Raw genomic sequence first — 19,696 nt, 5'->3', positions numbered from 1 at the left:
TTTTTATGTTAATTTTTCGCTCAAAGCTTGAATAATTTTAGACGAAGGAAGATGCTCATATAAAATTTGATGTACAGCATCACATATAGGCAATTCAACATCATATTTTTTGGCGTATTCCTGAATACAAGCAGAAGCATAATACCCTTCAGCTACCATATTCATTTCTAATTGCGCGGACTGTACGCTATACCCTTTTCCGATCATATTGCCAAAAGTCCTATTTCTGCTGAACTGAGAATAAGCTGTTACTAAAAGATCTCCCAAATAGGCCGATGTATTTACATCACGTGAGGTATCACCATCCACTTTGCCAACAAACCGCCGCATTTCTCGGATTGCATTGGACACCAATACAGCCTGAAAATTATCACCATAGCCTAATCCATGACAAATACCTCCAGCCAAAGCATAAATATTTTTTAATACTGCTCCAAACTCAATTCCAAGTACATCGACAGACAAAATGGTTTTGATAACACGTGAGGATAAAAACGAGGCCACCAAAGCCGCACTATCTAGATTTTTACATCCGAAAGTTAAATAAGACAATTTACCTAAGGCCACCTCCTCGGCATGGCAAGGACCTCCCACCACACAGATCTGGTCTATATTAACCGAATAGCGCTGCTCCAAAAACTCACCGATAATCAAATTATCTTTAGGAATAATCCCTTTGATAGCCGAAACAACAATTTTATCACTGAAGTCTTCCTTGGTGACATTTGCTAATGCATCTTTCAAATAAGCAGCGGGAGTATTCAAAATCACTATATCTGAATTCGCAATCACATTTTTCGCATCAGTATCAATCGTAGTAATGTTAAGGTCAACTGATACGCTGCTCAAATACGTAGGATTATGCTTAAACTTCTGGATGTATTCTGCGTCCTCCCCTTTTCTAACCCACCAAAAAATATGTTTATCTTGGTCATTTTCGCATAGCATCTTGATCATAGCTGTAGCCCAGCTTCCGCTACCAATTATACCAATCTTTTTCCCCTGCATGTCTTTAATTTGTTTTCGGAAGCAAATATACTTATTTACTGGCTAGATATACGATTCACGCGGCGAGATATGATATTTTCGTTACTTTCTAAGTAAATAAACCTTTCCAAAAACCGATCTCCAACCCAACAAAATACTCGTTATCCTCCATTTTTATAGGATATACATGTATAAAATTATGCTGTTCCGGATTCCCCTTTCCCGTCGCAAGGTCGAATTCATGGCGATGAAAAGGACAGATTATTTTTCCTCGCTCACACCAGCCATTTTTCAACATGGCGCCAGCATGTGGACATTTTCGAGAGAAGGCATAGATTTGATTTTCGAACCAAGTAATACAAATAATTTTCCCTCCGAATTTATGCTCGCTAACACCATGTTTTTTTAGAATTTCGGCGTGTTCAATTTTGTACCAATGAACCATGTGACAAGATAGCTAAAAATTACAGTGAATTTTCTATCTTTGTGGAATTTCAAAAATTTGCACTATATATGGCTTTACAATGCGGTATCGTGGGTTTACCAAACGTTGGTAAATCAACATTATTTAACTGTTTGTCGAACGCGAAAGCGCAGGCAGCAAACTTTCCATTTTGTACAATTGAACCAAATGTTGGGGTTATTACCGTACCGGATGCCCGTCTTAATAAATTAGCTGAATTAGTCAACCCACAACGAATTGTTCCAAATACAATAGAAATCGTCGATATCGCCGGTCTTGTTAAAGGAGCATCAAAAGGGGAAGGCTTAGGCAACCAGTTCCTAGGAAACATTCGTACGACAAATGCCATTATACATGTTTTAAGATGTTTTGACGATGGTAATGTTATCCACGTCGATGGTTCTGTAGACCCTATCAGAGATAAAGAAATCATCGACACTGAACTACAACTTAAGGATCTGGATACAGTTGTAAAACGTATTCAAAAGGTTGAGAAAATGGCCAAAACAGGTGGGGATAAAGATGCAAAAAGAACATTTGATATTTTATCAATTGTGAAAGATCATCTCGAATCCGGAAAATCTGCACGTACGGCAGCGATCGACGAGGAAGATTTCGAGTTTATTCAGGATCTAGCGCTGTTGACAGCCAAACCTGTACTTTACGTATGCAACGTGGACGAAGGATCAGTCAATACAGGAAATGCTTATGTAGAACGGGTTAAAGAGGCTGTTAAAGACGAAAAAGCTGAAGTATTGGTGATTTCTGCGCAGATCGAATCAGAAATTGCTCAACTGGAAAGCTATGAAGAACGCAAGATGTTCTTGGACGATCTAGGTTTGGAAGAATCTGGTGTGCACAAGTTGATCCGTGCTGCGTATTCTCTCTTAAATTTAGCGACGTATTTTACAGCTGGCGTACAGGAGGTTCGTGCGTGGACAATCGAAAATGGCTTTACAGCTCCTCAAGCTGCAGGTGTTATACATACCGATTTCGAAAAGGGATTTATTCGTGCTGAGGTAATCAAATACGACGATTTCGTCACACTCGGATCGGAGAGTGCAGTGAAGGAAGCTGGAAAATTATCCGTAGAAGGAAAAACCTATATTGTCCACGATGGTGATATAATGCACTTCCGCTTCAACGTGTAACGCTCATGTGTTCTAGAGTCAAAAAACAAAAATAGGCAGTAAATAATTTACCGTCTATTTTTGTTTTTATCACCCCGCCTTTATAAAAGGTATTAGTTCACACTACACGGCAGGCTAATTGAATCTACATTGGCGCGCGTCTGATGGAGCATTATACCATACACCCAAATTTATACCACCTTAAGGCGATATCGACCATGTTACCATAATTTGAAAACGCGCTTACATGACCGCTAAAATTCTGTCATGCGTATCTAAATAGCTTAATTGGGATGAGCTTCGATAAACACTGGCTATTTTACAAAATAGCGATGTTCAATTACCTCCACTTTTTTGATGTCCTTGTCTTCCAAAACTTTTTTCACATCACAATGACCAGTCACTCCTCGGTAAATTAAAGCTCCGCCAAGTGTTAATCCAGAAAATCCCGTCAATGGCGATTTGATTAGTTTTTTGACACCCATACCTAAAATAAAGCCCCCTGCAATGACCGATAAAACCCGTTCAGAGGTACCAATATTTTCTTCGATGCAATCGTCTTCTATTTTCGTCTTGATCTTGTCAAATGCAAATGTTAGTAGGTTACTCATAATTCTCTATGTTTTAAGTCTATTATCATATAAACAAATGACAGTCCAAAAAAGTTTAAGAATAGCATATAGATTTTATGTTGTTTCTCCAACAACAACTCTTATATTCGTATTTAGAAATTTCAAACACATGCAAATCAAAAAATATTCAGGTGAAATAGTACCTTTCAACGGTGAAGCTTTACGCAAATCGCTTAATCGTTCTGGTGCCAATGCGGATGAGGTCAATCAAGTTTACGATAAGGTTCTCAACGAAATATATGATGGAATTTCAACTAGAGAGCTATATAAGCTTGCATTTGACACTTTGAAAACTGTTCGAGCCTCCTATGCAGCTCGCTATAGTTTAAAGAAGGCACTTCGAGAACTCGGACCAGAGGGCTTTTATTTTGAAAAATACATTGCGCACATTTTACAGTCAATGGGCTACAAAAGCACGACCGGACAAACCGTGCAAGGGCATGCTGTTTCACATGAATTAGATGTCGTGGCATATAAAGATGGAAAATTAATTACTGCAGAATGCAAGTTTCGCAATGATATTGACGCTAGAATTTCGGTGACAACTCCGATGTATTACCTGTCCAGATTTAAAGATATCAGCAATATCAATTATCAGTTCTTTGGAAAACAGCTGCAGTTTCATGAAGGATGGCTAATCACAAATGCGTACTTTACCTCCGATTCGATTGATTTTGCCAAATACTATCAAATTAACTTGTTATCGTGGGATTATCCCAAAGATAATAGTATTAAAAAAAGAGTAGACAAAGCTGTCTTCTATCCGATTACATGCCTAACAACACTTTCTGACACTGAAGAGCAGCAACTACTCAAAAACCAGCTAATTTTGGTAAAAGACCTTGTCAACAATCCTGAAAAACTTGACCTCTTAAACCTCGCAAGAGAGCGTAAAGAAAAAGTTTTAAATGAGGCTCATGAACTCTTGAACTACAAAGTGGAAGAAGAGTATTAGGAAATCTCACATTAAATACATGGAATGCGGCAGTAACTAAATCTTGGAGGGATGATATATTTTACCATACCTAACAAATTCGCTTAAATCAGTCTTATCCCAAAATATACCATAAATAGCCGCTCCTGATCCAGACATGGAAGCATACACTGCACCTTTTTGATATAAAGCTTCTTTAATTTCCTTCAACAATGGATAACGCTCAAATATACCATCCTCAAAATCATTCCGAATGTGAAACTTCCATTCCTGAATAGGCAGACGTATTGCTTCTTCCAAATTAATTTCGGGTATCTTAGGTTGTACACCTGCATAGGCTTCAGCAGTGGAAATATGGATATTAGGCATGATTACCGCAATATGATAGGCATCAAGGTTCAAATCCAAAGGCTTAAAATCAGTACCGATACCTGTTGCAAAAACTGGATTATTCGCAACAAAAAAAGGACAGTCGGCTCCAAGTCTGGCCGCATAACCTTCTAGCTGCTCATTGCTGAGATTCAGGTGGAAAAGCGTATTAAGTCCCTTTAACACAAAAGATGCATCTGCAGAACCTCCACCCAATCCCGCTCCAATTGGAATTTGTTTGATCAAATCGATCGAAACACTTGAAATATCATGATCCTCTTTTAGCAATAGAAAAGCTCTTAAACAAAGATTGTCAACACGATTTCCTGGAATATGTTCTCCTTGCATATTTAATATAGTTTCCGCCGAGTCAATCTCTAATAGTTCGATAATGTCGTAAATTGGCAACGGGTAAAGAACACTATTCAGCTCGTGATAGCCATCTGGGCGCCTCGCAATTACTTGCAGTCCAATATTTATTTTTGCGTTTGCAAAAAGTATCATTTGAGTTTATCTAGATTGTATATTTCAAAATTAATAGCTCACCAATGAATAGATGTTGTCACTAAACCTGGATAATCTACCTTTCGCTTTTAAAAAGTCTAAAGAGATAATAAAGCTATAAGCGACAATCTCTCCTCCCAATCTTTCAATAAGCTTACTAGCTGCAACAACTGTTCCGCCTGTAGCCAACAGATCATCATGAACCAATATTCGGCTTCCTTTTTTGAATGCATCTTCATGAATTTCAATCGTCGCCTGACCATATTCCAGTGCATAAGACTCAGATACTGTCTTAAAAGGTAATTTGCCTTGCTTTCTAATTGGAATAAAAGGTAAGCCTAATCTGTTTGCCAGTAAAAATCCAAATAGAAATCCACGGCTCTCAATTCCAGCAATCGCATCGATCTCTACACCTTGTAATTGATCAACAATCGAATCAATCATTTCACTGCACAGTGCCGCGTCTTTCAATAAAGGTGTGATATCTTTAAACACAATACCAGGTTTAGGAAAATCCACAATATCCCGGATTTCCAGTTTCAATTTATCTTGAATCATTTTCAAATATTAAATAAGGTGCGATCTTGGCAATAGCTAAATCTGAAAGCGTTCCTATTTTTGTCAGATCCTCTATATTAACATAATTTCCATGCTGATCCCGATAATTAATGATCAGTTTCGCATCTTTGGCGCTAAGATACGGATGTTTGGCCAATGAAGCTGCATCGACCTTATTAATATTGATTTTTTTGATTTCATCTAAACTTGACACAACAATATAGTCTTTAATGAGATCATAAGTTTCTGCTGGAACACCATAAACTTCTTTTAACTGTTCAATACGGTAGAATCCTCCCAGTACATCTTTATATTTCAGAATGCGTTTGGACAGAACTGAACCTATCCCTTTAAGAGTCATCAAAGCCGTAGTGTCACAGGTATTTATATCAATAAGTTCAGCTGTATTCCTTTCGAATTTATCATACAACAAAGACGTTCTTTTTTGCTGTTTGGTTATTGCCGTATCGGGAATTGTTTTTATGCGGATATAGGGTTCCAGTCGCTTGTAAAGTCGATCATTAATGGAATAGATTTTTTTTAGATCGGTCTTTTGTCTAAATCGTCCTCCTTTATTTTCGTAGTTTTTCAATACCGCAATCTGTTTATCAGAAAGCCCCAATTTATGCCAATCGGCATGCGGTAAATCATTTGGGTCGAAGTAGAATAGTTTACTATCATCCAAAACAGTATTTGGATTTACTGACAACTCTCTTTCATTATTAGTTAAATAGGCTGAATTTCCCACCTCTTGTTTTGTCGAACTTGAGAGCTCAAGAGAGTCATGAAAGGATTGTTCAAATAGCTTGGCCTGATTTGGAATTGTATCAATTGTGTTGCTTTTAAGCAAGGCATAGATTGTGAAAAACAATACGATAATCACCAAAATTATGAAAAACCCATTTTGCTCTGTTTTATTAAATTTAAAATACGTCAATAGCCTCTTCATAAGCCGCTGATAATTGGGTTTTTAAATTTAATAAATTATAAGGAAAATAAAAAGGAGGTTATTAAAATTAAAAACCTCCTTTTCAACAGTTATTATCTACAAAGAGATTTACAATTTAGATTTATCCACTTTCTCCACTTGGCTACCATCCTTTAAAGTCTTTGAAATGGCATCAAATGGTCTAGAAACAACCTCATCTCCTTTTTTTAATCCAGAAATGACTATGATGTTTTTATCATCTTGAATCCCTGTTTTCACTAAAACTTGTTTAACCGCTTTATCTTTTAAAACAAATACATACTCTTCAACTTTCTTATTGGTAGTTGTAGAATCTTTGTCATCAGAGCGTACAGTCACCGATTGAATGGGAACGACCAATCCTCTAGCATGTTTTGTAAATATCTGAACAGTTGCAGAAAGCCCCGGTTTAAATGGAGACGCAACATTCTCTCTCATCAAATCCTGATAAGATTCTGCACTGATACGAACCTTTACATTAAAATTTGTCACCTGGTCAGTTGACGACGTGGACGCAGTGGTTGTTGCTATGTTTTTAGATGAACTAGCAATTTCGGTCACCACGCCTTTAAACTTTCTGTCCTTAAAAGCATCAACTTCGATCTCAGCTTGATTGCCTACTCTTACATTATTGATGTCATTTTCATTTACATCAACATTCACCTCCATAGAACTCATATTGGCTATGCGCATAATTTCCGTACCTGCCATCTGTGCCGTACCCACCACACGTTCTCCTTTTTCGATAGATAAAAGTGATATGATGCCGTCAGAGGGCGCATAAATGGTCGTTCGATTTAAATTGTCCTGCGCTTCCTTTACCGACGCTTGCGATTGGTCAATACCATATTTCGTAGAACGTACTGTTTCTCGCTGCGCCTGAATAGACGCCTGTGCAGCGAAATATTCAGCTGAACTTTTATCCATCTCCGCCGCAGAAATAACACGCTTTTCAAAAAGTTCCTGATTCCGTTTATATGTAGCGGCAACATTCTTAAAGTTCTCTTCCTGTTGTTTTAATTGTTGTTGTGCAGCTGCTAGATTAGCGCGCTGTGAATTCATAGCTGCTACAGACCGATCATAGCCAGACTGCAAGATATCGGGTTTTATGCGGCAGAGAACTTGCCCCTTTTTAACTAAATCACCTTCTTTTATATTAAGTTCAACCACCTCGCCTGACACTTCGGAACTTAACTTCACCTCCACCTCGGGTTGAATTTTTCCACTTGCGGAAACTAACTCATCAACATCCACTTCCTTTACCACATCCACGGCGACTTTAGTAATATCTCCTTTACCAAACCATCCGACTTTAAAACCGATAAAGCCAAGGATTGCCAGGAGTACGACAATGATCAATATAATTTTTCCTATGCTACGTTTTTTCTTTGCCATTTCTTTTGTTGGATCAAATAGGTTAATTGTTATCGAATTGAATTGGATTTCCAATGTAATAATCGATGATCTTTGATCGGAATATTACATTATATTTTGCTTGGATAAGATCAAATTCAGCCTTATTTCGTTCAGTTTGCGCGGTGAATAATTCAAGCGAATTAGCCATGCCTATATCATAGCGTTCCTTGGTCGCCTTAAATGCTGTTTCAGCGCTCTCAAATGCCACAGTGGCGGAGCTGTACCGCTGTTTGGCCGCATTCACATCGAGCACTGCCTGATTAACCGCTTTATTCAAGTTATTCTTTGCTAATTGCTCATTAGCTTTAGCTTGCTTAAAACCAATCTTTGCTTTGGCAACATTCACTTTATTCTGATTCCTAGAAAAAATTGGAACGGCGAGAGATAAACCTGTAAAGAAAGATTTGTTATCGGATAGTTGTTGACCAAAAGGCACCCTAAATAAGGTTGCGGGATCCAATGGATCCGTCTGTCTAGTTGTTGCAGAAGAATAATTTGTACCATAACTTACATTCAAATTGACTGTAGGATAATACCCGCCTTTTGCTATGTCTATTTGCTTTAATGCCACCTCTTTATCCAGGGACGACTTGCGGATATCAGGCTGCAATGTTAAAGCCTTTTGGTATATATCGACCGCATTTTTATCCTCAGCATGAACCAATACCGATTCTAAGTTCGGACGTTCTAAAGAAATTGCGGTTTCAGGTGGCATCTCCATCAATTGCTTTAAGGTCAACAAAGACATTTCATATGAATTCTTCAAATTCACTTTGTTCAATTCATTCGTAGCGACCTGATTTTTCGATTTCGCAAGATCAGCAATAGTTTTATTTCCGACTGCAAACTGAATGGAATCCAAAGAGAATTGTTGCTTTGATAAAGCGATCTGATCCTCACTGGCAACCATCATTTCATGATTGGTAATAGCTTCCAAATAATTCACTAATACATTTAGAATTAGATCATTTTTTATCTTGTCTACCTGCGTCGCTGTGGACTCTAACTGCAATTTACTTGCTTTTATCTGATTGACCTGTTGAAAACCCTGAAATAAATTGACACTCGATCCCACTGAGCCACTAGTTCCTTTCGTCCAGGTGTTATTGACAATTCGTCCGGAAGTTAAATCGAAACCAAAACCATAACGGAAACTTTGATCCACGGAGGCACTTAGGTCTGGTAAGAGATTGCTTTTCGCTTGAAATACATCTTGAGCAGCTAAATCTTTATTCAATTCCGCTTGTTTAATTTGTACATTGCGTTCCAGGGTCATACGAATAGCATCAGCCACCCCAACCACCTGTTGCGCGCGAACCAAGTCATTAGTTCCTAAAAGTAATCCAGTAAATATTACTGCAGAATAATAAAATCTTTTCATGTCCATATGTAGAACCATACATTTTTTCTTTAGATTTGATCTTCATTTATCGGTTATGTATTTTGTCAAATCTCCATTCTTCCTAAGATGGCTATATTCCAAATCAATATGGCATATGCCACGCCATGATAAAAAAGTCTACCTTACATTTGATGATGGTCCAATTCCTGAAATTACACCTTTTATACTCGATATCCTAAAAAAATATCAGGCAAAGGCAACATTTTTTTGTGTTGGTGAAAATATTAAAAAAAATCCACATTTGTTTCAACGAATTTTAGCTGAAGGACATCAGGTAGGCAACCATACTTACAATCACCTTAAAGGCTGGGAAACAAATGATGAACAATATTTGATGAATGTTGCGCAATGTCAGGAACTGACACAGACCGATCTTTTTCGTCCTCCTTATGCCAAAGCAACAAAATCACAACTGCGACAACTCTATCAAAGCTATAGGGTTATCATGTGGGATATTATGTCGGGCGACTTCGATCTGAATTTGAGTCCGCAAAAATGCCTAGAAAACGTTTTATCTAATATTAAAAATGGCTCTGTTATCATTTTTCATGATAATATCAAAGCCATTCCCCGTGTCAAATATGCCCTACCTAAAACGATAGAGTTTTTGTTAAAAAACAACTATCAGCTTGCGAGAATAGATTAAGATTTACCTCGGGCAAAAGTGACTTCGGATTCGTAATACTTACCAACACTAACACTAAAATAACCCAGCGCATTATTGCTCAGATTTGAAATAGGATTGGACGGTGAAGCCGCACCAGGATTAATCATCTGAAAGCTATTCCAGTAATTGTAGGCCCCTACATCGATACACTGACGGAGAATACGCACCCGATCACCAACTTTTAGATCCCTATCGCGGTCTATAATATCGTGCTGTACTTCAAGCCCATTATTAAATTTATCGCTAAAAACATCAATAAACCTTAATTTACCACTATTCACCGACATTTTATACTTATAATAATTACCTTTTTCTGGTGGGTCAATGAATACAAGCGTTGGGTAATAAATTGTGTCTGTAAATATAACCCGCTCCGATAGCCCTATAGAATCTACATCTACATAACTTGGCACCTTTGATGTTCCAACGATTTCCCTTCCATCGGCTGTCCGTACCTGCAACTGGTATGTGACCTTCTCTTGTAAACGCAAGCTCTTATTGGTATAAACGCCATCTTTCCCCGCTAAAAAGGTGTAAGTGCGATTATTCTGCATATTTGTAATGATCACCTCCGCGTCAGTTATCGGTGAAAACAGAGAGTCTTTGATCCTTACGACCTTTTGAATACTAATTTCATGCTGTTGATCCGAGACCATTAGGTCGGCTGTGATAACCAACTGACCTGTATTTTCTGGCAACTCCAGATCGATCTTATCTTCGCATCCCCATAGTGTGACTAGTGCAACAACGATGGCACCCAATATCTTCTTCATTCTTTTTTAAAATTTAAAGTTCCAAGTAATCGATGGTATAGTCCCAAATAATGCTATTCGATAAATCTCAGTGACATTGGATTGCCCTTCTTTTTCTCTGAAGTCAATCAAATAGGCATTTTTTCTATTATATGCATTGTATAACCCAAAAGATAAGCTGGAGTAACTATTCTTTGTTCGCTTGATATCATACGTTGCTGCCAAATCTAGGCGGTGATAATCAGGCATCCGCTGGCCATTCCTTTTATCGTAGTAAAAAATTGCACGGTCGTCAACAAAATATTTACCCGCAGGCATGGTAACGGCATCCCCTGTATAATAAACGAAATTAGCACTAAGGTTCCACTTCGGATTTAGTTGATACTGTCCTACAAGGGCTATATTATGGGTTTTATCCTGACGAGCGTTAAACCATTCACCATTATTGATCTGCTCGAATTGCCTTTCACTTTTCGATAAAGTATAACTAAGCCAACCACTGAATCGTCCTAATCTCTTTTTTAGGAACCATTCGATTCCGTAAGCTCGACCTTTTCCAAACAACAATTCTCCTTCCAACAATTCATTTGCCTGCAAATCGGCTCCGTTTCTATAATCGATCTGATTTTTCAAATCGCGATAATAACCTTCCACAGAGAATTCATATCTGTTGGAGGCGAAATTCCGAAAGTAGCCAAGTGAATACTGGTTGGATAACTGGGGCTTAATTGTATTGTTACTCAATACATATTGATCAGTTGGCAGACTGCTCGTCGTATTACTCAATTGATGCAAATATTGAACATTTGTGTTAAAAGATGCCTTTAAAGTGGCTAAATTGCTGATAGCGTAATTCAGCGATACACGAGGTTCCAGATAAAAGTACTTTTTCTCCATTTTGTTATTACCCACGTAGGTTGAGTCTACCACCTCTCCATTATTATCGAATGCATAGAAAGTGCCAGGCCCCAAAGTGGCATAAGCAGAAGCCCGCAGCCCGTAATTTAATTTTACGCGGTCTGTGACGGACCAGTCATCTGTTAGATAAGCTGCTACATCGGCACCTTTTCGATGTTGAATCTGTAATGAATTCACTTTCGAATCCTCGCCGGCTTCGATACTTGCTGGTCGGACCTCTTGTAGTGCTCCCTGTAATCCAAATTTTAAATTGTGACCGTCAGAAAGGCTGTATTGAAAGTCTTGTTTAAAATTGTAATTATAGATATCAGAACGAATTTTAAAATTGCTATCGTCCTCAATTTTAACCTGATAATTAAATTTGCTAAAAATGAGCGTTGTATTGCTGAATAGTCTATTGTTCCAAACATGGTTCCAACGCATTGTGCCGGTAGCATTTCCCCAATTGAAATCAAACAAATCATGATAAGCCATGGCATCCTTGCCAAAATATCCTGAGAGATAAAGGGTATTTTTATCATTGATCCGGTAATTTAGTTTTGCATTGAGGTCGTAAAAAAATAATGCGCTCTTCTTTATGTTTTCATCATTTGAAAGTTTTAAGAAAAGGTCTGCATAAGTACGCCTGCCGGAGATCATAAATGAACTCTTCCCCTTTTGGATTGGCCCCTCCACTTTAAGTCTTGAAGCGATAAGCCCCAAGCCCCCTTCTACATTGAAATGCTGGTTATTTCCATCTAGAGTTGTTATTTCCATTACAGATGATATTTTACCTCCATATTGTGCAGGAACACCTCCTTTATAAAAATTGACATCTTTAATTGCATCTGAATTAAATGTCGAGAAGAAACCAAACAAATGGGAACTGTTGTAAACAGGGGCTTCATCCAGTAAAATGAGATTTTGATCACCACCGCCACCTCGCACATAAAAATTGCTACTTCCTTCTCCGCCACCTGTCACTCCTGGAAATAACTGAATAGTTTTTAAAATATCTTTTTCTCCAAAAAGCACAGGAACTTTTTCAATTTCTTTTGGACTGAACTGGGTAAGGCCGGGAGTCAAATCTTTAATTGATTTTCGCCTACTGCCTGTCACTGTTACTTCCGCTAGTTGATTTTCCTCTGGAACCAGCTGAACGATATACGTTGAATCCCTATCAAATTGAACAGAAAAGGCCTTTGTCTTATAGCCAACAGACGAAACTTCCAGAGGTCTGCTCGCATCTCGTATCGAGAAACTAAAAAATCCATATTTATTTGAAGCTGTAGATTTCTTTTCCATATCATTCCTTATGACAGCACCAATAATATTTTCACCACTGATACTGTCCCTTACAAATCCGGAAATAGATTTAGATTGTTGACTATACGCTTGCTGTACGCAAAACACAAGGGAGGAAAAACAAAAAACAACCTTTATAGGTCTAAACATAATCAAGTAAAATCAAAAATTTTGCTGAAAATAATAAAAAAGCCTTACAATTCGTAAGGCTTAATAATAAGTTTATAATTTGTTAGTTAAGGTCTCTGTTTAGCAAAAATAGTAATTTATTCATTTAAGCCAAATATTTATTATTTTTTATTCTTATTTTTTTCCGATTCACCAAAATACCCTTTGAAAAAAGCCATCTGATACACTATGGACCGAGACCAGTACTCCCAATTATGCCCACCTTCGCTTGTAACAAAAGTATGATTTATATTATGGTACATCAATTTATCGTGCAGTGCAACATTCACAGCATAGAAAAAATCTTCCTTACCACAATCTATCATTAAACGAAGCTTATTATTAACCAATTTTGGAACCATATTGATAACCACACGGCTATCCCATTCTTGTGGTACATCGGCATAATTCCCAATACGGTCTTTAATTTCCCAGTTCATCGGAAAAGGCCTAAAATCTACTCCGCCGGCTGTGCTGCCTGCTGCACCATATATATCCTGATGCTTAATCGCTAATGACAAAGCACCATGTCCGCCCATACTCAGCCCTGTTATTGCCCTTCCATCCCGGGTTTTAATCGTCGAATAATGTTGATCTATGTACTCAACCAACTCCTTAGACACGAAAGTTTCATATTGATAATTCTTGTCGTTCGGCATATCCCAATACCAGCTTCCAAAACCACCGTCAGGACAGACCACCACATAACCATATTGATCTACTAATGCACCCACACTCGAGTTCTTAATCCAATTACTATAATTGCCTGAATATCCATGCAACAAATACAGCACTGGGTAATTGATTTCTTTAGAATAATTTTGAGGAAGAATGACCACAGTCTTAATCCCTTTGTTCATGGAATGGCTTGGAACAGATAGGGTATCAACTTTGGCGGCATAACATAACGTAAAGGAACAAAAAAAAAGAATGAGGACCGTGAGCACCGGAGCGCCCCTTCTCTCACGGAAAAACCAATTTTTAGCGACATCGGCGATACGAAATCGATCATTTGAATTTGCAGAAATAGATACAGTGTTTATCATAAATTATAGCGTTTTTTCAAAAAAATAAAGATAGGACTTTAAACCGAATGGGCGTTCACTTATCGTGTAAAATCCGCTTCCCATGCTGTCAAATGTGATTGCTTCTCCCTGCGGTTCCACCTGATAAGGTAAAATAGTGGGCCTTCGCTTAAACACCTGCTCCCAAGATTCCCTAGCGTGCCTCTGCCAGTAAAATATATGTGTAATGTTCTTTACAAGTACTTTAGTCCCTGTCGGATCTATAGCAGCCCCTGTTGCAAAAGTTAAGGGTAATTCGACAACTTTATCTAAAGTAAAATATTGCTGTTTAGGATTGCTAAATACTGGAGCACTATAAACAGTCGATCGGAATTCACGTTTAGATATCAAATACAACATTTTGTCTATGGGATCTATCATTACCGATTCGGCATCCAAGTGTTGGTGATTGGGAAATTTTAGATAAATTACACGAATTGACTTTTTGGGAATAAGTTCAGGATCTTCCGCCTGAGGCTCCGGAAACACGTAAAGACATACCCAGGTCCTTTTTCTGAGATTATTACCGATATCCGCAAGGACAAGGAAATAGGTGTCGCCAATCTTTACCCGATCGATATCCTCACAGTCAACCACGGACACCCCTTCAAGCGTAATCTTTTTTAATAGCTGGGCTTCACGACTAATTAAATAAATATGTGCCCCATCGCCACTATCATTATGTACCCAAAAATTACCTGAACTAGCCGCCGCTGTAATGCCAGATACTTCTTTCAATTGTGGATCGGTCAGTTCTCCGAGGGCTATTTGTGTTTTAAAATAATCCTTCCTATTTTGGCTATAGACCTGCAGACTTAGTAGAAAAAAAAGGAACAGTAGGTATACCTTCACTCGTGCAATATTCATGTTTAAAGATACGTTTTTATTGATATTTACTTTACAGTTTATGAAGAAGTCCTCAATCCACCATTTGTTATTAATTTTTTTAGTTCTCTTATTACCATTCCATAATTTACTAGCCCAAGGCTCTTCTTTTCGGTTAAAAGTGAAGTCAGGCCTTTCGGAAGCTCCACCTTATCTAGTTAAATACTATAATAGCAATGATTGGGAGAAATTCTATGCTAAAATTTTCAAGTTTGATTATAACCCAAAATTTGAATACAATATCCTAGTCCGCAAACACAAAAACGATTCGCATCCGAGATATAGCTTGATAAAAATAATATCCAAATCACTAATGGAAAATACTGAAGTCGGAATTTGGGAGGTTGGAGAAAACTATGTGTATGCGCCAAAGCTCGGGCAAATGAAATGCCTCCAAATAAAATCGGAAAAATCGAATAAATGGAAATATCTGAGTACACCAATTCATGGTTTTGATTATCAGGAAGGCTACCGCTATCGTGTTCGTGTAAAGAAAACGAAACGAAGAGATACTGACACTGTCAATTACAGTTTAATTGACATCCTTTCGAAAGAACGTACAAATGAATTGCCCAGCGTAGCGGCCTTTCTAGCTCGGTTTAAATGGAATTTACTTCAATTGAATGGAAAGGATGTCAGCTCAAGTAAGGCGAGCCTGGGATTCGATGCCAAGAATGGTACAATCGACGGCACGACGGGCTGTAACATTTTTTGGGGCGGATTTGACATTAAAGGCAATAAAATCACCGTTACCCACCTAGCAAGTACTATGCGTTCGTGTAATACCATACATATAGAAAATGAGTTCTTCCAAATATTCGAACAAAAGCAAATTCAATTCGATATCGCAGAACAGACTCTAAACTTGTATTATAACGGTAAACTAGTGATGATATTTGGGTTGGAGCGGGAATAAAAAACACCCAAAATCTGGGAAACTTTGGGTGTCTTAGCCATATTATTAACCTATTTTATGAAAAGTATTTATGCCATTCGGAAACGACATAAACAAATATGTGAAATAAATCGGAAACAATCGAAAGCAAAACTTTGTTTTAACAAAATTTTAACAAATAGATAGCTCGTGAGACAAATGAGCATAAAATTGATTCATTTTGCTACGCCACCAACAATTGGATACCGTATATTATCAATTTAAAACCATACAATGATTAAAACAATTTTAACATCAACAGCACTACTTTTATCCGCTACAGTTTTTGCTCAAAAGAATCCCGTTATAACTGGAAATTACGCTGATCCTGAAGGTATTGTGTACGGGGATAAATATTGGATATTCCCAACCTATTCGGCGCCTTATGAAGAACAGATATTCTTCGATGCCTTTTCATCTTCAGATTTAGCTACCTGGACAAAGCACAGCCGCATCCTGGATAACAGTAACGTAAAATGGGCAAAAAAAGCCATGTGGGCACCCGCAGTATTGGAAAATAAAGGAAAATATTATTTATTTTTTGGAGCAAACGATGTTCATCAGGGAGAGATTGGCGGGATTGGAGTAGCTGTAGCCGACAAGCCAGATGGCCCTTACATTGATCTTTTAGGTAAACCCTTAATCAATGACATTATCAATGGTGCACAACCCATAGATCAGTTTGTTTTCAAAGACAAAGATGGAACTTTTTATATGTATTATGGCGGTTGGAAGCACTGCAATTTGGTTAAGTTAAAACCAGATTTCACGGGTTTGCTCCCTTTCGAAGACGGCAGCCTTTATAAAGAAATCACTCCTAAAGATTATGTTGAAGGCCCATTTATGTTTATGAAAGATGGGAAATATTATTTTATGTGGTCTGAAGGCGGATGGACTGGCCCCGACTACAAAGTCGCTTATGCCATCGCCGACTCCCCTTTTGGCCCTTTTGAGCGGATAGGAACGATACTGGAGCGGGATCCCGAAGTAGCGGTTGGAGCCGGGCATCACTCGGTCATCAAAATACCAAACAAGGAAAAATATTTTATTGTATATCACCGAAGACCGCTTGGCAAAGAGGGAGCTAACGAGCGGGTAACTTGTATTGAAGAAATGAAATTTGACAAAAACGGGCATATCATACCTGTTAAAATGACCTTTACCGGTGTCAAATATTCACTAAAATAGCAGATATTTTGTTTCATAGAAGGTAAATATAAAAGCCCGTATCGTTTGATACAGGCTTTTATATTTATTTAAAAAACTACCGTTTATATGTTAGCAACAACCTGATTCAATGTTTCCGATGGACGCATTGCTTGCGCTGCCAATTCATCGTTCGGAAAATAATACCCACCGATGTTCTGAGCACTACCTTGCGCAGCAATCAACTCCTCATTGATATTAGCTTCATTTTCTGTAAGAACCTTCGCAACGGAAGCGAATTTATCAGCCAATTCAGCATCTTTTGTCTGTGCTGCCAAAGCCTGAGCCCAGTATAACGTCAAATAGAAATGCGACCCCCGGTTATCAATCTGGCCAACCCTACGGGCTGGAGATTTGTCATTTGCCAAGAATTTCTCCGTAGCTTCATCCAAAGTCTCCGCCAATACCAGCGCTTTCGGATTACTTTGCGTTTGAGACAAGTGTTCCAACGAAGCACCTAGTGCCAAGAATTCGCCTAATGAATCCCAGCGCAAGTAACCTTCTTGAAGAAATTGCTCCACGTGTTTTGGAGCAGAACCACCAGCACCTGTTTCAAATAGACCGCCGCCATTCATCAACGGAACAATAGATAACATTTTAGCAGATGTACCAACTTCCAAAATTGGGAATAAATCTGTCAAATAATCACGTAATACGTTGCCGGTTACGGAAATCGTATCTTCTCCCTTGCGGATACGCTCCAAAGTCAGTTTCGTTGCTTCAATAGGCGATAAAATGCGAATGTCTAAACCTGTTGTATCAAAATCAGGCATGTATTTCTCTACTTTTTTGATGATCTCTCTATCATGAGCACGGTTTTTATCCAACCAGAAAACAGCAGGTGTTTCCGACAAACGTGCACGATTTACAGCCAATTTCACCCAGTCCTGAATCGGAGCATCTTTGGTCTGACACATACGGAAGATATCACCTGCCTCCACTTTTTGCTCCATGAAAACATCACCTGAAGCGTTTACTACGCGGATGACACCGTTTCCTGCAGCCTGGAAAGTTTTGTCATGTGACCCATACTCCTCCGCTTTCTGCGCCATCAAACCAACATTGGGAACAGAACCCATTGTTTTAGGGTCCAATGCACCATGCTCTTTACAGTCTTCAATAGTTGCTTCATAAACACCGGCATAACAGCGGTCAGGAACCATGGCAATTGTATCTTCTTCTTGACCATCTTTATTCCACATTTTACCACCGATACGGATCATCGCTGGCATAGAAGCGTCAATAATGACATCAGAAGGAACATGGAAGTTGGTGATTCCTTTATCCGAATTTACCATCGCTAAAGCAGGCCCGTTTTTAATAGCAACATCAATAGCAGCCTTAACCTCAGTCTCTTTTGCATGACCAGCTATTTTAGCATACACTTCGCCTAATCCGTTGTTTTTGTTGATACCCAACTCTTTAAACAAGTCACCATACTTCGCAAAAACATCAGCAAAGTAAGTTTCTACAACAGCACCAAATATAATCGGGTCAGAAACCTTCATCATTGTCGCCTTTAGGTGCGCAGACAACAATACACCTGCCGCCTTAGCTTCTGCGATAGCATCTACTACAAACCCTTTCAAAGCCGTTAAACTCAAGGTTGAAGAATCAATGACCTCACCAGCCTTTAATGGTGAAAGCCCCTTTAATTCCGTTACTGCACCTTGTTCATCCACAAACTCTATTTTGAATTGACCATCATTTTCAACAGTTACAGATTGCTCGGAACCATAGAAATCACCTGACGTCATCGAAGCAACCTTTGTTTTGGAATCTTTCGCCCAAGCACCCATTTTATGAGGATTTGCTTTTGCATAATTCTTAACTGCTTTAGGCGCGCGACGATCGGAGTTTCCTTCCCGTAATACGGGATTCACAGCAGAACCTAATACTTTCGCATATTTAGCTTTTGCTGATTTTTCCTCTTCTGTTGTGGCTTCATCCGGATAATTGGGAACAGCGTACCCTGCTTGCTGTAGTTCAGCGATAGCACCTTTCAACTGAGGAATTGAAGCGGAGATATTTGGTAATTTAATGATGTTTGCCTCAGGAGTTGTTGCCAACTGCCCTAACTCGGCCAACGCATCACCAATTTTTTGATCTTCTTTTAAAAATTCTGGAAAGCTAGCAAGAATACGGCCCGCTAAGGAGATATCCCTCAATTCAACATCGATACCAGCTGTAGCTGTAATCGCCTGAACAATAGGCAAAAACGAATAAGTCGCCAATAAAGGAGCTTCATCTGTTTTTGTCCAAACAATTTTTGATTTGTTTGACATAGTAATCTATTAGAAATATGTTTAATTTTTAATGCTATGTGAACTCATTGAAAAATCTGAATTTCTCAAAAATTCGCCTAAAGATAAGAATTAATGCCATAATTTACGAGGAATCGGACCCATTTTGACAATAAAATTGTCAAAATAAATATATTTTGGCTATACCGAATA

The 19,696-nt window shown here is 38.4% G+C and carries 18 protein-coding genes and 1 pseudogene; 6 read left to right on the top strand and 13 right to left on the bottom strand.

Features of this window, described 5'->3' with window-relative positions; all coding sequences use genetic code 11:
• Nucleotides 1-3: 3 nt before the first annotated feature.
• Both B3E00_RS00865 and B3E00_RS00860 read right to left on the bottom strand, forming a co-directional pair.
• Nucleotides 4-1,008, bottom strand: a complete 1,005-nt coding sequence (locus B3E00_RS00865) for an NAD(P)H-dependent glycerol-3-phosphate dehydrogenase (protein ID WP_293881416.1) — start codon at nucleotides 1,006-1,008, stop codon at nucleotides 4-6.
• An 88-nt stretch (nucleotides 1,009-1,096) separates the two neighbouring features.
• Nucleotides 1,097-1,432: a Rieske (2Fe-2S) protein gene (locus tag B3E00_RS00860; RefSeq protein WP_293881414.1), complete on the bottom strand. Its 336-nt coding sequence runs from the start codon at nucleotides 1,430-1,432 to the stop codon at nucleotides 1,097-1,099.
• Nucleotides 1,433-1,500: 68 nt separating this feature from the next.
• On the opposite strand from B3E00_RS00860, the gene ychF reads away from it, so the two are divergent.
• Nucleotides 1,501-2,601 carry a redox-regulated ATPase YchF gene (gene ychF, locus B3E00_RS00855; RefSeq protein ID WP_293936324.1) on the top strand — a complete coding sequence of 367 codons (1,101 nt, stop codon included), beginning with the start codon at nucleotides 1,501-1,503 and terminating at the stop codon, nucleotides 2,599-2,601.
• A 293-nt stretch (nucleotides 2,602-2,894) separates the two neighbouring features.
• Here the strand turns inward: ychF and B3E00_RS00850 are convergent, their stop codons facing one another.
• A complete protein-coding gene (locus B3E00_RS00850; RefSeq protein WP_209579990.1) occupies nucleotides 2,895-3,191 on the bottom strand; it encodes a YgaP family membrane protein in 297 nt (98 codons plus the stop codon).
• Between the two features lie 130 nt (nucleotides 3,192-3,321).
• On the opposite strand from B3E00_RS00850, the gene B3E00_RS00845 reads away from it, so the two are divergent.
• On the top strand, nucleotides 3,322-4,167 hold the full coding sequence (locus B3E00_RS00845) for an ATP cone domain-containing protein (protein ID WP_293936321.1): 846 nt from the start codon (nucleotides 3,322-3,324) through the stop codon (nucleotides 4,165-4,167).
• A 36-nt stretch (nucleotides 4,168-4,203) separates the two neighbouring features.
• Here the strand turns inward: B3E00_RS00845 and ispE are convergent, their stop codons facing one another.
• From ispE to B3E00_RS00820, 5 genes are all read right to left on the bottom strand, one after another.
• Entirely contained in the window at nucleotides 4,204-5,019 is an 816-nt protein-coding gene (ispE, locus tag B3E00_RS00840; protein ID WP_293936318.1) for a 4-(cytidine 5'-diphospho)-2-C-methyl-D-erythritol kinase, read from the bottom strand.
• 30 nt (nucleotides 5,020-5,049) lie between these two features.
• Nucleotides 5,050-5,577: an adenine phosphoribosyltransferase gene (locus B3E00_RS00835; RefSeq protein WP_293936316.1), complete on the bottom strand. Its 528-nt coding sequence runs from the start codon at nucleotides 5,575-5,577 to the stop codon at nucleotides 5,050-5,052.
• Entirely contained in the window at nucleotides 5,564-6,526 is a 963-nt protein-coding gene (locus B3E00_RS00830; RefSeq protein WP_293936314.1) for a helix-hairpin-helix domain-containing protein, read from the bottom strand. The genes B3E00_RS00835 and B3E00_RS00830 overlap by 14 nt, the downstream gene beginning before the upstream one ends.
• 108 nt (nucleotides 6,527-6,634) lie before the next feature.
• Nucleotides 6,635-7,939 carry an efflux RND transporter periplasmic adaptor subunit gene (locus tag B3E00_RS00825; protein WP_293936312.1) on the bottom strand — a complete coding sequence of 435 codons (1,305 nt, stop codon included), beginning with the start codon at nucleotides 7,937-7,939 and terminating at the stop codon, nucleotides 6,635-6,637.
• Nucleotides 7,940-7,961: 22 nt separating this feature from the next.
• Nucleotides 7,962-9,341, bottom strand: a complete 1,380-nt coding sequence (locus B3E00_RS00820) for a TolC family protein (RefSeq protein ID WP_293936310.1) — start codon at nucleotides 9,339-9,341, stop codon at nucleotides 7,962-7,964.
• Between the two features lie 55 nt (nucleotides 9,342-9,396).
• Between B3E00_RS00820 and B3E00_RS00815 the strand changes: the two genes are divergently transcribed.
• On the top strand, nucleotides 9,397-10,008 hold the full coding sequence (locus B3E00_RS00815; RefSeq protein WP_209579972.1) for a polysaccharide deacetylase family protein: 612 nt from the start codon (nucleotides 9,397-9,399) through the stop codon (nucleotides 10,006-10,008).
• Here the strand turns inward: B3E00_RS00815 and B3E00_RS00810 are convergent.
• From B3E00_RS00810 to B3E00_RS00795, 4 genes are all read right to left on the bottom strand, one after another.
• Nucleotides 10,005-10,802 (bottom strand): DUF4249 family protein, encoded by a 798-nt coding sequence (locus B3E00_RS00810; protein ID WP_293936307.1) that lies wholly within the window; start codon nucleotides 10,800-10,802, stop codon nucleotides 10,005-10,007. The genes B3E00_RS00815 and B3E00_RS00810 overlap by 4 nt on opposite strands.
• 6 nt (nucleotides 10,803-10,808) lie before the next feature.
• Nucleotides 10,809-13,133 (bottom strand): TonB-dependent receptor, encoded by a 2,325-nt coding sequence (locus tag B3E00_RS00805; RefSeq protein WP_293936304.1) that lies wholly within the window; start codon nucleotides 13,131-13,133, stop codon nucleotides 10,809-10,811.
• Nucleotides 13,134-13,273: 140 nt separating this feature from the next.
• Complete coding sequence (locus B3E00_RS00800) at nucleotides 13,274-14,197, bottom strand: alpha/beta hydrolase (RefSeq protein WP_293936301.1); 924 nt, start codon at nucleotides 14,195-14,197, stop codon at nucleotides 13,274-13,276.
• Between the two features lie 3 nt (nucleotides 14,198-14,200).
• Nucleotides 14,201-15,082 (bottom strand): hypothetical protein, encoded by an 882-nt coding sequence (locus tag B3E00_RS00795; protein ID WP_293936299.1) that lies wholly within the window; start codon nucleotides 15,080-15,082, stop codon nucleotides 14,201-14,203.
• Here B3E00_RS00795 and B3E00_RS22210 point away from each other — a divergent pair.
• The 3 genes and pseudogenes from B3E00_RS22210 to B3E00_RS00785 form a co-directional block, all read left to right on the top strand.
• Nucleotides 15,081-15,395, top strand: a pseudogene (locus B3E00_RS22210) (DUF4377 domain-containing protein); the annotation flags it as partial. The gene B3E00_RS00795 and the pseudogene B3E00_RS22210 sit on opposite strands and share 2 nt — an antisense overlap.
• An 18-nt stretch (nucleotides 15,396-15,413) precedes the next feature.
• The gene (locus tag B3E00_RS00790; RefSeq protein WP_293936297.1) at nucleotides 15,414-16,016 is read left to right on the top strand and encodes an META domain-containing protein; all 603 of its coding nucleotides are present in this window, start codon (nucleotides 15,414-15,416) and stop codon (nucleotides 16,014-16,016) included.
• A 252-nt stretch (nucleotides 16,017-16,268) separates the two neighbouring features.
• The gene (locus B3E00_RS00785) at nucleotides 16,269-17,222 is read left to right on the top strand and encodes a glycoside hydrolase family 43 protein (RefSeq protein ID WP_293936295.1); all 954 of its coding nucleotides are present in this window, start codon (nucleotides 16,269-16,271) and stop codon (nucleotides 17,220-17,222) included.
• 83 nt (nucleotides 17,223-17,305) lie between these two features.
• Here the strand turns inward: B3E00_RS00785 and B3E00_RS00780 are convergent, their stop codons facing one another.
• Nucleotides 17,306-19,525 (bottom strand): NADP-dependent isocitrate dehydrogenase, encoded by a 2,220-nt coding sequence (locus tag B3E00_RS00780; protein ID WP_293936293.1) that lies wholly within the window; start codon nucleotides 19,523-19,525, stop codon nucleotides 17,306-17,308.
• Nucleotides 19,526-19,696 lie beyond the last annotated feature (171 nt).

Source organism: Sphingobacterium sp. UBA5996 (assembly GCF_002429765.1).
Lineage (GTDB): Bacteria > Bacteroidota > Bacteroidia > Sphingobacteriales > Sphingobacteriaceae > Sphingobacterium.
This window is presented reverse-complemented; position numbering and strand designations above follow the sequence as displayed.

Coding starts and splice junctions, on each gene's coding strand:
- B3E00_RS00865 (WP_293881416.1), bottom strand. CDS start 1,008: ATGCAGGGGAAAAAGATTGGTATAATTGGTAGCGGAAGCTGGGCTACA.
- B3E00_RS00860 (WP_293881414.1), bottom strand. CDS start 1,432: ATGGTTCATTGGTACAAAATTGAACACGCCGAAATTCTAAAAAAACAT.
- ychF (WP_293936324.1), top strand. CDS start 1,501: ATGGCTTTACAATGCGGTATCGTGGGTTTACCAAACGTTGGTAAATCA.
- B3E00_RS00850 (WP_209579990.1), bottom strand. CDS start 3,191: ATGAGTAACCTACTAACATTTGCATTTGACAAGATCAAGACGAAAATA.
- B3E00_RS00845 (WP_293936321.1), top strand. CDS start 3,322: ATGCAAATCAAAAAATATTCAGGTGAAATAGTACCTTTCAACGGTGAA.
- ispE (WP_293936318.1), bottom strand. CDS start 5,019: ATGATACTTTTTGCAAACGCAAAAATAAATATTGGACTGCAAGTAATT.
- B3E00_RS00835 (WP_293936316.1), bottom strand. CDS start 5,577: ATGATTCAAGATAAATTGAAACTGGAAATCCGGGATATTGTGGATTTT.
- B3E00_RS00830 (WP_293936314.1), bottom strand. CDS start 6,526: ATGAAGAGGCTATTGACGTATTTTAAATTTAATAAAACAGAGCAAAAT.
- B3E00_RS00825 (WP_293936312.1), bottom strand. CDS start 7,939: ATGGCAAAGAAAAAACGTAGCATAGGAAAAATTATATTGATCATTGTC.
- B3E00_RS00820 (WP_293936310.1), bottom strand. CDS start 9,341: ATGAAAAGATTTTATTATTCTGCAGTAATATTTACTGGATTACTTTTA.
- B3E00_RS00815 (WP_209579972.1), top strand. CDS start 9,397: ATGTATTTTGTCAAATCTCCATTCTTCCTAAGATGGCTATATTCCAAA.
- B3E00_RS00810 (WP_293936307.1), bottom strand. CDS start 10,802: ATGAAGAAGATATTGGGTGCCATCGTTGTTGCACTAGTCACACTATGG.
- B3E00_RS00805 (WP_293936304.1), bottom strand. CDS start 13,133: ATGTTTAGACCTATAAAGGTTGTTTTTTGTTTTTCCTCCCTTGTGTTT.
- B3E00_RS00800 (WP_293936301.1), bottom strand. CDS start 14,197: ATGATAAACACTGTATCTATTTCTGCAAATTCAAATGATCGATTTCGT.
- B3E00_RS00795 (WP_293936299.1), bottom strand. CDS start 15,082: ATGAATATTGCACGAGTGAAGGTATACCTACTGTTCCTTTTTTTTCTA.
- B3E00_RS00790 (WP_293936297.1), top strand. CDS start 15,414: ATGGAAAATACTGAAGTCGGAATTTGGGAGGTTGGAGAAAACTATGTG.
- B3E00_RS00785 (WP_293936295.1), top strand. CDS start 16,269: ATGATTAAAACAATTTTAACATCAACAGCACTACTTTTATCCGCTACA.
- B3E00_RS00780 (WP_293936293.1), bottom strand. CDS start 19,525: ATGTCAAACAAATCAAAAATTGTTTGGACAAAAACAGATGAAGCTCCT.